Source organism: Achromobacter insolitus, from assembly GCF_002209555.1.
In the GTDB taxonomy this organism is placed as follows: Bacteria; Pseudomonadota; Gammaproteobacteria; order Burkholderiales; family Burkholderiaceae_B; genus Achromobacter; species Achromobacter insolitus.
Window position 1 is genome coordinate 216871 of sequence record NZ_NJIF01000004.1, and the last position, 11744, is coordinate 228614.

Annotated in this window: 11 protein-coding genes; 3 read left to right on the forward strand and 8 right to left on the reverse strand. The window is 65.4% G+C overall.

Annotated features, from left to right (window positions below; translation table 11 throughout):
• Positions 1 to 18: 18 nt before the first annotated feature.
• From cpaB to CEY08_RS16100, 6 genes are all read right to left on the reverse strand, one after another.
• Complete coding sequence (gene cpaB, locus CEY08_RS16075) at positions 19 to 978, reverse strand: Flp pilus assembly protein CpaB (protein WP_042794411.1); 960 nt, start codon at positions 976 to 978, stop codon at positions 19 to 21.
• Positions 975 to 1466 (reverse strand): TadE/TadG family type IV pilus assembly protein, encoded by a 492-nt coding sequence (locus tag CEY08_RS16080; RefSeq protein ID WP_063641158.1) that lies wholly within the window; start codon positions 1464 to 1466, stop codon positions 975 to 977. The genes cpaB and CEY08_RS16080 overlap by 4 nt, the downstream gene beginning before the upstream one ends.
• Position 1467: 1 nt before the next feature.
• Complete coding sequence (locus CEY08_RS16085; RefSeq protein ID WP_076814648.1) at positions 1468 to 1929, reverse strand: TadE/TadG family type IV pilus assembly protein; 462 nt, start codon at positions 1927 to 1929, stop codon at positions 1468 to 1470.
• Positions 1875 to 2465, reverse strand: a complete 591-nt coding sequence (locus tag CEY08_RS16090) for an A24 family peptidase (RefSeq protein WP_232033820.1) — start codon at positions 2463 to 2465, stop codon at positions 1875 to 1877. Before CEY08_RS16090 ends, CEY08_RS16085 begins: the two co-directional genes overlap by 55 nt.
• A 74-nt stretch (positions 2466 to 2539) precedes the next feature.
• Complete coding sequence (locus tag CEY08_RS16095) at positions 2540 to 2755, reverse strand: Flp family type IVb pilin (RefSeq protein WP_076817793.1); 216 nt, start codon at positions 2753 to 2755, stop codon at positions 2540 to 2542.
• A gap of 122 nt (positions 2756 to 2877) precedes the next feature.
• A complete protein-coding gene (locus tag CEY08_RS16100) occupies positions 2878 to 3705 on the reverse strand; it encodes an MHYT domain-containing protein (RefSeq protein ID WP_076817795.1) in 828 nt (275 codons plus the stop codon).
• Between the two features lie 609 nt (positions 3706 to 4314).
• On the opposite strand from CEY08_RS16100, the gene CEY08_RS16105 reads away from it, so the two are divergent.
• The 3 genes from CEY08_RS16105 to CEY08_RS16115 all read left to right on the forward strand — a co-directional run bounded on the left by CEY08_RS16105 (position 4315) and on the right by CEY08_RS16115 (position 8508).
• Positions 4315 to 5913 (forward strand): ShlB/FhaC/HecB family hemolysin secretion/activation protein, encoded by a 1599-nt coding sequence (locus CEY08_RS16105; RefSeq protein ID WP_223306510.1) that lies wholly within the window; start codon positions 4315 to 4317, stop codon positions 5911 to 5913.
• 347 nt (positions 5914 to 6260) lie between these two features.
• Positions 6261 to 7934 carry a collagen-like triple helix repeat-containing protein gene (locus tag CEY08_RS16110; protein ID WP_076814649.1) on the forward strand — a complete coding sequence of 558 codons (1674 nt, stop codon included), beginning with the start codon at positions 6261 to 6263 and terminating at the stop codon, positions 7932 to 7934.
• 28 nt (positions 7935 to 7962) lie between these two features.
• Positions 7963 to 8508 (forward strand): MarR family winged helix-turn-helix transcriptional regulator, encoded by a 546-nt coding sequence (locus CEY08_RS16115; RefSeq protein WP_076814651.1) that lies wholly within the window; start codon positions 7963 to 7965, stop codon positions 8506 to 8508.
• Positions 8509 to 8540: 32 nt separating this feature from the next.
• Here CEY08_RS16115 and CEY08_RS16120 read toward each other — a convergent pair whose 3' ends face one another.
• Positions 8541 to 10238 (reverse strand): ABC transporter ATP-binding protein, encoded by a 1698-nt coding sequence (locus tag CEY08_RS16120; RefSeq protein ID WP_076814653.1) that lies wholly within the window; start codon positions 10236 to 10238, stop codon positions 8541 to 8543.
• The gene (locus CEY08_RS16125) at positions 10235 to 11743 is read right to left on the reverse strand and encodes an ABC transporter permease (protein WP_076814655.1); all 1509 of its coding nucleotides are present in this window, start codon (positions 11741 to 11743) and stop codon (positions 10235 to 10237) included. Before CEY08_RS16125 ends, CEY08_RS16120 begins: the two co-directional genes overlap by 4 nt.
• Position 11744 lies beyond the last annotated feature (1 nt).

Below are 11744 nucleotides of genomic sequence, written 5' to 3' on the forward strand. Positions count from 1 at the left end.
GTCCGCCCGCAGCCCCGTTCAATAGCGCACGCGCTCGGATTTTTCTCCTCGGATGATTTCCACTGTCCGGCCACCGCCGGAACCCGCCGGGCGGACCGCCGCGCGGGCCGCTGGCGCCAGCGCCGCGGGCGTAGTGCCGTCCAGCTGCACCAGGCTCTCGCCGGCATAGGCGCGGTTGGGTCCGGACAGCAGCGCCTCGCGCTGGGAGGGAGTCAGGTCGGCGCGGACTGGCAACACCGTGCCGCGCTGCGCAAACAGCTGCGCGTCCGGCATGCCCTCATCCCCGACCGGCCGCAGGGCCAGTTGCAGACGGCCCGCGCGGCTGGCCAGCATGAGTTCGTTGACGCGGTCGACCGGCACGGCCAGCACCGCGGTACGCGCCGGTTGGCCGGGGCCGCCCTGTTGCAGGGAGGACTTCTCGTCCGGCCCTTCCACCGACGCCTTGCCATAGGCCAGCACGCGCACCTGGGACTGCAGCAGGCGAGCCTGTCCGACAGCCACTTCGGCATTTTTCTCGATCATGAAAAACACATCCACCATGTCGCCGGGCACGATGCGATTACCGCCGCCCACCACTTCGTCCACGGCGATGGCGACGGCGCGTTCCCCTGGCTTCAGTTGGCGTGCCAGACCTTGGGTCAGCAGGCTGGGCACGATGGGATCGCCCGCAGCAATGTCGACCTTCGTCACCGCGCCTTCCAGCGGCGCGATATCGGCAAAGCCTCCCGACAGCGCGACCTGCCATTGCGCCACCGTCAACATTCTTGCGCTGTCGATGCGCGATCCTGCCGGTATCGGCTCTCGGGCCACCACTACCGGATAAAGCTTGACCGGCTCGGCCGGGGACGCCGCGACAGGCGCTGGCGCCACGGTGGCCGGCGCGCTTACAGGCGCCGACGCCAGCCGCCATGCCACGAAGGCCAGCACCAGGCCTGCCACCAGCAACAACCCCGCGACGATCTTGCTCAGACTGCTCATGGTGTCCCCTGCGATATCTGCACAATGGCCTGCGAATACAACTTGCTCGGTATCCAGTTCCGGTTGGTGCCCGGCAACGCAGTGATCAGCCCCCGCACCGTCTCCAGCAATGGCCAGGATTGGGTGGTGTAGGTCATGGCGACGGTGGCGCAATCGGCCTGCCGGCCTCCGGCTCCGGTCCAGGCGCAAGGCGCCCGTGTCGTGCTGCACAACACCGCGGACCCCGCCGAAAAAGTGCCCATCGCCGCCAGACAGGCGGCTGCCGGCACGTCGGCCTGGCCGTTGAAGCGGGCATAGACGGCCGCGCGCGCGCCGTCGGCCGCGGCGGCGGCCAATTGCTGCTGCATCCAGAACAGCGCGCCGAACCCGACCACTCCGCAGATGAAGAGCAACAGCATGGTCAGCGTCAGGGAGAACTCGAGCGCCGCAATGCCGCGCTGCCGCGCACGCAACGGACGCCCCCTTCGAAGTTGCGGACTGGCGCGCATATCAGCCCCCTCCCCCCAGCGCATTGCCCAGATGCACTGTCGCGCGCGCGCTCAGCACGCTGGACGCCGGCATCAGCGCCGTCTGCAGGAATGGCAGCGACGGAATGAGCGGATGGGCGCCATAGGCATAGGACACGTTCACCTCGACCTGGTCCTGCGCCAATGGCAGGCCGCTGCAGGCGCCGCCAGCGGCGCTGCTCAGCGTGCCCCCGTTACCGCAGACGGCCACCTGGACCGGAGCCGCGGACATGGTGCTGATCCATTCCGCCTGGTAAAGCGCCGAATCGCGCCCGGCGTCCGCCCGGGCGGTCAAGGATGCTGAGCCCGCCTGCCATTGCAATACCTTGCGCGCGCCATCCTGCGCAGCCAGCGTGACGGAATGCTGCGCGGCCACCACCAGCGAATAGGTCAGGATCCCGTAAAGCACCAGGAAGAACACCACGAATACCAGGGCGAATTCCACGGAATAAGAACCGCGCTGACGGCGGCCAGGCCCAGATACGCAGCATAGGGAATCTGGCGTGCCCGGTGGCTGAGCGCCCAGACCCGCGACACTGCCAGATACAGAAGGCCATGCAGTCCGGCCAGCACGCTGGCCAGCGCCAGCGTCACCATCAGCGGCGCAAACCCCAGCAACAGCCCAAGCACGGCGATGGCCTTGATATCGCCTGCGCCCATCTGACGCCTTGCCCACAGCGGCAGAAACGGCACGGCCGCCAGAAAACCCGCCAGCGCCATCAGCCATCCCGACCAGCGCGGCGGGTAGGCCCATCCGGGCACCAGCAAGGCCGCCAACAGCCACAGCAACTGCCCCGCGAGTCCCGCGACGACCAGCCGGTTTGGAACACGGCGATAGCGCAGATCCGCGTGAATCAGCGCCAGAATCCAGCATGCAAACAACAGCCACCACAGCACTTCCCCTGGATACAAGGCAGGACCTTCCGAAAAAACGAAGCCGACGACAGGCGCGCCAGAACTGACGCGGACTCCTTCAATCAAGTGATGTCGTATTGCGGGTGCGCGCCGCGGCGGCTAGACACTCACCACCGCCACGGCACGAACTGACTTGCGGTTCAGCCACCGGCGGGTGGTGTGGTGCCCCCGCCGGAGGTGCCGGTCTTGGCGTTGTCAAGCTTGGTGCCAAGCTCCTCGAACATGCCTTTGAGCGAACCGGTAAACGCGCCCACCGCGACAATGAGGGCTACCGCCACCATTCCCGCGATCAGCCCGTACTCCAGTGCGGTGATGCCATCTTCGTCATTCCAGAACTGCGCAAGCGTTGCTTTCATGTCGAGCTCCATGGGTCTCGATTGATCACCGGGGCCGGTTTTCATAACGCCGGGCCAGCCCCCTAAAGCCTGGAACTGCTCGCAAGCCGCCATCATTCTCGCGGCCCGCGTCCAGGGTCCAACTAGGGCCCTGGCGTGGCTCTGGGCAATCTGTCCGTAGCCATGCCAGGCGCCGATTCAATGATCGAGTCGATGCGCTGCGCCGTGCGCGCGCGAAAGCGTTTCGAGGCGCGCTGCAAGTGCCAGCGCATAAGCAACAAGATGACGGCCGACAGTGCGAACGCGATATAGGGCAGCATGGCGCCGCCGATATGCACGCCCATGGCATCGTTGGTCGTCGTGCAGACGACCGCGCCGGCCGCGGCGCCCGTGTAATGCATACCGCATACCGCAACGGCCATCAGGATGGCCGCGCCGATACGTTGGCGTTCATTCTGGATGTTGAAGGCGAGCCACAGCGCCGCCGTGGCCGCGATGACGGCGATCAGCACCGACAAAATCACCAGCGGCAGGTTCCAGAGCAATACCGCCGGCATGCGCGCAGCGCTCATGCCGACATAATGCATGGACGCCACGCCAAACCCCGCGGCGCAGCCTCCGACCAGGCAGCGCAAGAAAGTAAAACGGTCGCGGCCGACATACCAGAAAGCCCATCCGGAAAATCCGGCGGCAACCACGAAGCTGAGTATCGTCAGGCCAGCTTGGTAACCAACTTCAAAAGGCAGGTTCTGCGCCAGCATGCCGATGAAATGCATGCTCCAGATACCGACGCCGCCCATCGCCATCGCGCCAATGACGATATAGCCGACGCGGATTTCGCCATCCTGGGTTTCCGCGCGGATACCCGCCGCCGCCAGCAGGGCGACATACGAGCCCAACGCAGCAATCAAGAAAGACAGCGCCACCAGGCTGCTGTTGAAAGAGAGCGGAACGACGTCGCCCGGACTCATGAGCGCTCCCTGTGTGGCAAGCGGCAGCGCCAGTGCGCGGCCGGCAGGCAGTTGCAATGCTTCTTGCGGTAATCCCCAGCCATCTTCGCCTCCGGGCGGGTCCACACATTTTGCGTATTTTTGATACGTATCTTTAGTTTATATATTGCCAAATCATACACATCAGGGTTTTCACTGAATTTCGCGATATTGCGACATAAGATGTGTAACAAACACTCCTAAGTTTTCGAAAACATTAATAAAACCACCTAATTAGCGCTTATCTTTGCGCGAAAACATATTACGCAACAATCAAAAATTTCGAAATAATGTAAATCCACCAGGTTTATGAGGGCAAAATCTGAAATGAATTGTCATTCAGCAGGAAATACTGGCACCATATACGCACCTGGAAATGCAACCTTTTCTTAACAGTGTTGCGACCCCTTTCCATTGGATACTCGACCGATATCGGGTATCCGCACAGAAGCGCCAGCGGAAATGAGAGACAAAAAAAGCAAGAGATGCATATCCCCGGCGGGTTCGATTTACCTCGCCCTCTTTTGCGCACTGGCAGCCGGTTCCCAAGTTCAGGCGGAAGGCCCTCTACGGGGCAATCCGGTGGATGCCATGCCCAGGCTGGAGCGTCCGCCCTCTGCTACGCAACCGCCGCCCTATGTCCAGACCGCCACGCCGGAACAACTCGCCTTGCAAGCCCGGCTGGCGCAGCGCATCGTGCCGCGCAATTTCGATGTCAGCGGCGTGCGGGCGATTCCTTTCGAGGAAGTGTCGGGACTGCTCAGCCCGCTGGCAGGCAAGGAAATCAGCCTGGGCGAACTGGTCCAGGAAGTCGACAAGATCACGCAGCTCTACCGTGACAAGGGCTTTCCCTTGTCCTTCGCACTGCTGCAGAACCAGACGTTCGCCAATGGCTTGGTCGTGGTGACCGTGGTCGAGGGCTATATCGGCAACGTGCGGATCGAAGGCGATATCGGCAATGCGCGGGACAGGCTTGAAACCCTGGCCGCACCCATGCAGGAAGAAAGGCCGCTCAAACAGGCCACGCTAGAGCGCCAACTGAATCTGATGCGAACCGTGCCGGGGGTGAAGTTCACGCCCAGCCTGGACCTGCCTCGCCGCGCGGACGGCGCCACCGAGTTGGTACTGGCCGCCAGCCGCCAGCCCGTCAGCCTGACCGGCGGCATCGCGGACTTGGGCACCGGCATGCAGCCCATCGTGAACATGGCGACCAACAGCCTCACGCCCCTGGGCGAGCAAGTAAAGCTGACCGCCTCGGTACCTTTCAATACCGATGACGTGAAGTATGTGTCCGGAGAAATCCGCGTGCCCATAGGGGCGGATGGTCTGGCGGTGAAGATCGACGGTTATCACTACGATGCCCGTCCGCAGGACGATGCCATCGAGATGCTGGGCTTCGAGCGACGAGTGAAGAACGACCGTATCGGCGTTGGCGTGAGCTACCCGTTCCTCTTGAACAACACCCGCTCGCTGACCGGGACCCTGGGCGTCTATGCCGCCAATTCCAAGGACCGGTACGAAGCCCGCAACACCGACCGGTGGCTGCAGCAGGATGCGCAAGTACGCGCCGCCACGGCCGAAATGCGCTACATCCAGGTGTCGGAAACCAAAGCGACGGACGTCACACTGAGCGTGGCCAAGGGTTTCGACGCGGCGGGCGCGAAAAAAGATATCTCGACCAACTACGGCTACTCCGCCACTCCGCTGCTGGACCTGGATTTCACCCGCTACAACCTGAACGCAAAGCAGACATTCGTGCTGCCCGCACAGATCGGCCTGGTTTTCTCGGGCGCGGCGCAATACTCCAGCAATATCCTGCCGTCTTCCGAACAGGTCTCGTACGGCAGCTGGCGCTACGCCATGGGCTATCCCCAAGGCGAACAAAGCGGCGACAAAGGCGTTGGCGTCTCGGCGGAAATCAACCGCCGCTTCGGCGTGGGCTGGGAATACCTGTCCAGTGTCCAGCCCTACGCCCTGGTCGACTACGCCCGCACTTGGTACAACAACAAGGATCTGCAAACCCTGAACCAGCGCCACCTGTCTTCCGTGGCGCTGGGTTTGCGCTTCACCGACGACAAATACTATCTGTTCGACTTCAACGTGGCCAAACCCGTGGGATCGGCCACCGTCAACGACGACCGCAACGTGCGCTTCAACGCCAATTATTCGTTGTTCTATGACGCGTTCTAGCCGCGCCGGATGATGCGCCCGGCAGACAGATCAACGCCCGTTACGACGGGCGTTTTTCTTGCACGGGTGCCCCGACGTTACGTAACGTCCACCGTAACGTAACGTGGGAATGACGGTCATTCGTAACATTCGCAGGCTGCGCGCGATCGCAAATGTGCGGTTTTTTCACATCTGAGGAAAACCCTTATTTTTGTTGATAAGGCATTGATAATAAAGAAATTCAAATCACCAAAATTCTGTGGAATTATCGTTTTGAACAAGGCTTGAAAATTCTTGGCATGGTTTGTGCATGGAAGGGCGTATCGGGTTGTTTCCACGCCTGAGTCTTCCAACAACAGGAGTACGCCATGCAAACCCATTCCGAAGCGCGCAGCCTGCAGCGCATCCTGACTGCCACCGTAATGGCCACCGCCCTGGTGAGCGCCTTGGCCGCTTGCGGCGGCGGTGGCGGCGGAAAGAAAACCGCCGGCCTGCCGGGCACGGACATTCCTACGAACCCTGGCGGCGGCGGCCTCGATCCTGGCGGCGGCCTCAACCCTGGTGGCGGCACCAATCCTGGCGGCGGCACCAATCCCGGTGGCGGTACCAATCCCGGTGGCGGCACCGATCCTGGCGGTGGCACCGATCCGGGAACCCCGCCGCGCGTGGTCGGCCTGCTCGAAACAACGCTGGGCAATACCGGCGCGGCAGTGGACAACACCCTGCCCCTGAATCTCGACTCGACACTGGGCGGCGTGGGCAAGGCGCTGGACCCCACGATCAAGCCGGTAGCCGATACGGTGGTCGGCCTGACGCAGCAGATCGGCGCCACCACGGGATTGGGACAACCCACCGACGGCGTCGTCAAGCAGGTGGGCGGCCTGGTCAGTGACCTGGGCACCTCGGTCAAGGGCTCGGGCTTGCCAGGAGGATTGGGCGCAGGCGTGGGCGGCCTGGTGGATGGCCTGGGCAAAACGGTCGCCAGCACGGGCGGCCTGCTGCACGCGGACGCCAACAACCCTAATCCCCTGACAACCGTGCTCGGCAATGCGACCGGTGCCGTGGGCGCCTTGACCGGCGCATTGTCGGGCCAGGGCGGACTCTTGCAGCCCATTACCCAGGTAGTCGGCGGCGTGACCGGAGGCGCACTGAGCGGTCCCACCACGCCGCTGCTCGAACCCGCGCTGGGCAACGTCGGCAAGACAGTGGACAACGTACTGCCGCTGGGCCTGCAACCCGTGCTCGCGGGCGTGGGTGGCGCGCTGGATCCCACCGCGAGTCCGCTGGCCGGCAAGGTCACGGGCCTGACACAACAAGTGGGCGATACCACCAAACTGGGCGCACCCGTCGCCGGCCTGTTGAGCAGCCTGGGCGGCACGGTCACCAATCTGGGCGGCGCGTTGCCGGGCGGCACGCCGGGCTTGAACGGCGTGCTGCAGGGCCTGGGCGGCGCCGTCGCCAGCGCGGGCGGCCTGCTGCATGCCACGCCGGGCAACACCAATCCCCTGGGCTCGACGCTGGCCAATGCCACCGGCGCGGTTGCCTCGTTGACGGGCGGCCTGGGCCTGGGCGGCGTGACCGGCGGTCTGACCGGCGGCGGCAACGGCGCGGGCGGCCTGCTGGCCCCGGTGACGGGCCTGCTCGGAGGCGTGACCGGCGCAGTGGGGGGCTCGACCGGCGGCAACAGCGGCGCGGGCGGTTTGTTGGCGCCGGTTACGGGGCTCTTGGGCGGCGTGACCGGCGCCGTAGGAGGCACGGCAGGTGGCGCAGCGGGCGGCGGATTGCTGGGCGGACTGGTAGGCGGGGTGAGTGTCGCCGCCAACGCTTCGGCGGGCGGAGCTGCCGGCGGATCCGCCGGTGCGCCTGCCAGCTCGGGGGGATCGGGGGCAGGCGCTGCGGCCAATGGCGGCCTGCTCGGCGGGCTGCTGGGCGGCGTGACCGGCAGCCTGACAGGCGGCGCGGCCGCGGGCGGCTCTGCCGGTGGAACCGCGAACGGCGGACTGCTGGGCGGATTGCTTGGCGGGCTGGCCGGCAAGAAGTGATCCCTCTCAACCGCCAGGAACCTACATCATGCTGCAACAACAGACCTACTTTCACCACGAGCATGTGACCGGCATGGCTGAATCATCAGGAAGCGAGCGGCGATCCGGCATGCTGGACGACATCGTCCTGCTGCTGGGCCGGCAGTTCGCCGCCTACAACGCGGCATGCCAGTCGGCCCTGGCGGAAAAGCTGGGCATCCCCCTGGCGGACCTGAAGGCGCTGGAACTGGTGATGGAGTTCGATGCTCTGCCCACGGGGCATCTGGCCCAGTTGATGGGCATCAGCTCGGGCGGCGCAACGGCATTGATCAACCGGCTGGAAGCGGCTGGCTATGTCCAGCGAGGCCGTCATCCACTGGATCGCAGAATGATCGTGATCCGGCCGGTGGAGGAGCAGTGCCAACAGCTGGCGCAGGAACGGCAGTGGATCGCCGAGGCCATTGCGACCACCGCGCGCGGTTATGACACCGCTGAACTGGAAATGGTGCACGCCTTCCTGACGCGCAGCGGCCGCAATGTGAAGCGCGACACGCTGGCCTGGCTGGAAACGGGCGGCGCGCATCACGCCGTGTAGACCGGCAGCGGGGGCCCGCCCCCGCTGCCGCATCAGGCCGCTTCGGACGGTCCGAAGTGCAGGCGCGGCACCGCGGCCAGCAGCCTGCGAGTCATGTCCTGCCGCGGCGCATGCAGCACCGCGTCGGCCGGCCCCAACTCGACGATGCGCCCGCCGTCCATGACGGCGATGCGGTCGGCCAGGTACTCGACTACGCCGAAGTTGTGCGTAATGAACAGATAGGCGATGCCCAGTTCGAGCTGCAACTCGCGCAGCAGGTCGAGGATCTGCGCCTGCACGGAGACGTCCAGCGCCGACGTGGGCTCATCGCAGATCAGCACTTTCGGCTCGACCGCCAGAGCCCGGGCGATCGCAATCCGCTGGCGCTGGCCGCCCGAGAATTCGTGGGGATAGCGCGCCAGCGTATTGGCGGGCAGGCCCACGCGCTCGATCAGCCCCGCGGCGTGCGCACGGCGCGCATCTTTGTCCATGCCCCTGCGCAGGGACGCAAGCCCTTCATCCAGGATATCTCCCACGCGCATGCGCGGGTCCAGCGACGCATAGGGGTCCTGGAAAACGATCTGGATGTCCTGCCTCAGGCGTTGCAGCGTGCGCCGGTCCGCCGACAGCACGTCCTGGCCCCGCAGCATCGCGCGGCCGGAAATGCGCGCGCCGTCGATCAGCCGCAGCAGCGCCTTGCCGGTGGTGGTCTTGCCGCAGCCGGATTCGCCCAGCAGCGCCAGGGTTTCGCCCGCCCTCAGGGAGAAGGTCACGCCGTCCACCGCCTTGACCCATGACGCGATGCGGCGCAGCGGTCCCTTGCGCACGGGGTAATGGACCTTCAGGTCCTGCACGTCCAGCACCATCTCCGCATTGCGCGCCCGCGGGGCCGCGGCCTGCAGGTCTGCGTCGCGGGCCATGGCCTCGCGACCGCTTTCCGTGAGCGGAGTACCGCGTTTTTCGAACGTGGGAATCGCCTCGAACAGCTGCCGCGCATAGGGATGCTTGGGCGCGCGGAAGAACGCTTCGGCAGCGGCGCTTTCCACGATCTCGCCACCGCGCATCAGGGCCACGTGGTGGGCCACGTTCTTCACCACCGCTAGATCGTGAGTGATCAGCAGCACAGCCATGCCCATTTCCCGCTGAATGTCAGCCAGCAGGTCCAGCACCTGCGCTTGCACGGTGACGTCCAGCGCCGTGGTCGGCTCGTCCGCGATGAGCAGCAAGGGCTCGGCCGCCAGCGCGATGGCAATCATGACGCGCTGCTTCTGTCCGCCCGAGAACTGGAAGGGATAGTCGTCGATGCGCCGTTCGGGCTCGGGAATGCCCACTCGCCGCAGCCAGTCCACGGCCCGGGCGCGCGCGGCGGCGCCGCGCAGGGGCGTATGGGCGACCAGGGTCTCGATGATCTGGTCGCCCACCCGCATGACCGGATTCAGGCTGGTGGAGGGTTCCTGGAAGATGATGCCGATGCGCCCGCCCCGCACGCCGCGCATGGCGCTTTCGGGCAGGCGGTTGAGGTCCTCTCCGTCCAGGTCGATCTGCCCGCCCACGATACGTCCGGCGTCGGGCAGCAACCGCAACAGCGCCAACGCCGTCATGCTCTTGCCGCAGCCCGACTCGCCGACCAGCGCGAAGGTCTGTCGCCGCGAAATCGCCAACTGCAGACGCTTGACCGCATGGGTCATGCCGCTTTCGCCGGCGATGTCCACGTCCAGGCCGTGCACCTCAAGCAAGGAAGACTGGCTCATGGCGCATCTCCAGGACGGGACGAACGGGTGTCCGTGGCCAGCGCCGTGCGGGGGCCGCGGCCAAACAGGCCCAGGCGGGCCATGCGGCCGGGCTTGTAGCGGCGAGTACGCGGATCAAAGGCGTCGCGCACCGCATCGGCAAACAGATTGGCCGCCAGCACCAGCGCCAGCATGAAGAGAAAGGCCGTCATCAGGTTCCACCAGATCATGGGATCGCGGGACATCTCCAGCCGCGCGCCGTCGATCATGGAACCGAAAGAATTCATGCTGGGATCCACGCCTATGCCCAGATAGGACAGCACCGCCTCGTACAGGACCAGGCCAGAGAACTCGAGCACCACGGTGATCAGGACCAGGTGAGCCACGTTGGGCAGCAGATGGCGGGTCATGATGCGCCAGTGCGATACGCCAAACGCGCGAGCGGCCTGCACGTATTCCAGCTCGCGCAGCTTGAGGGTTTCGGCGCGCAACAGGCGGCACAGGCCAGCCCAGCCGGTGAAGCCCAGGATCATGCAGAGCAGGAACAGCCGCAGGTCGGCGCGCGCGGCCGAGGTGTCGAACAGGTCTGCGTGGTTGTCTATGTAGACCTGCATCATCAGCGCGCAGGCAGCCACCAGCAGCACCCCCGGGATCGAGGTAATGGTGGTGTAGAGATACTGGATGCCGTCGTCGACCTTGCCCTTGAAATAGCCGGCGGCAATGCCGAACACAATGGCCGGGGGCAGCATCGCGATGGTGGTGAGGCTGCCGATGACGAGCGCCGTGCGGATACTCTTGAGCGCCTGCCACAGCACATCGTTGCCGATGCGGTCGGTGCCCAGCGCGTGATAGCCGCTGGACAGCCCAACCAGCGCCCCGGTCACCAGGCATAGCAACGTGAAAGTGACGGCCATGGCGCGCCAGGGCACTTCCGAGAGCCCGCCCTGCGCGTCCTCTGCCTGCGCCCGCGCGCCGCGCCGCCTTGCCAGGCCGGCATAGGCCAGCCCGATCACGACGGCCGCGACGGCCAGCCCCGCGGCCAGCCCCAGCCCGAGCCGTTTGGCCACGTCGCCCAGGTAGTCGCGGTCAGGGTCGTCCAGGTGCACGCCCGCGCCCCGCAGCCGGGGAAAGTCGCGCACCGGCTTGTCGTTGACGAGCATGGTTTCCTTGGTGAACTGACGCACCGCCAAGGGTTCGGAATAGGTTTTTTCGGGGGTGGTCAGCACGGTGCCGGCCAGCAAGCCGTCCAGCGCGGAACGCACCGCGGGCGCGTAGGCAGGAGGCGCGTCGGCGGCGGCGCCCGGAGCCGGCGGCAGCAGCGGCCGATAATGCACCGAGTCCAGCAGGCCAATCGTCACGAACGCGGCAAGAATCACTGCCGAGCACATGGCAGGCGTGTCGCGGGCCACCCGCGCCCACGTCGCGCGCAGGTTCGGGCTGCGGCGCACGTGCCAGGCATAGGCCAGCGCGCCCAGGGTCATGAGCCATAGCGCGATATCGGTCCAGAGGAAGACGAACTTGGGCATG

Coding starts and splice junctions, on each gene's coding strand:
- cpaB (WP_042794411.1), bottom strand. CDS start 978: ATGAGCAGTCTGAGCAAGATCGTCGCGGGGTTGTTGCTGGTGGCAGGC.
- CEY08_RS16095 (WP_076817793.1), bottom strand. CDS start 2,755: ATGAAAGCAACGCTTGCGCAGTTCTGGAATGACGAAGATGGCATCACC.
- CEY08_RS16080 (WP_063641158.1), bottom strand. CDS start 1,466: ATGCGCGCCAGTCCGCAACTTCGAAGGGGGCGTCCGTTGCGTGCGCGG.
- CEY08_RS16105 (WP_223306510.1), top strand. CDS start 4,315: ATGCCCAGGCTGGAGCGTCCGCCCTCTGCTACGCAACCGCCGCCCTAT.
- CEY08_RS16125 (WP_076814655.1), bottom strand. CDS start 11,743: ATGCCCAAGTTCGTCTTCCTCTGGACCGATATCGCGCTATGGCTCATG.
- CEY08_RS16110 (WP_076814649.1), top strand. CDS start 6,261: ATGCAAACCCATTCCGAAGCGCGCAGCCTGCAGCGCATCCTGACTGCC.
- CEY08_RS16100 (WP_076817795.1), bottom strand. CDS start 3,705: ATGAGTCCGGGCGACGTCGTTCCGCTCTCTTTCAACAGCAGCCTGGTG.
- CEY08_RS16115 (WP_076814651.1), top strand. CDS start 7,963: ATGCTGCAACAACAGACCTACTTTCACCACGAGCATGTGACCGGCATG.
- CEY08_RS16120 (WP_076814653.1), bottom strand. CDS start 10,238: ATGAGCCAGTCTTCCTTGCTTGAGGTGCACGGCCTGGACGTGGACATC.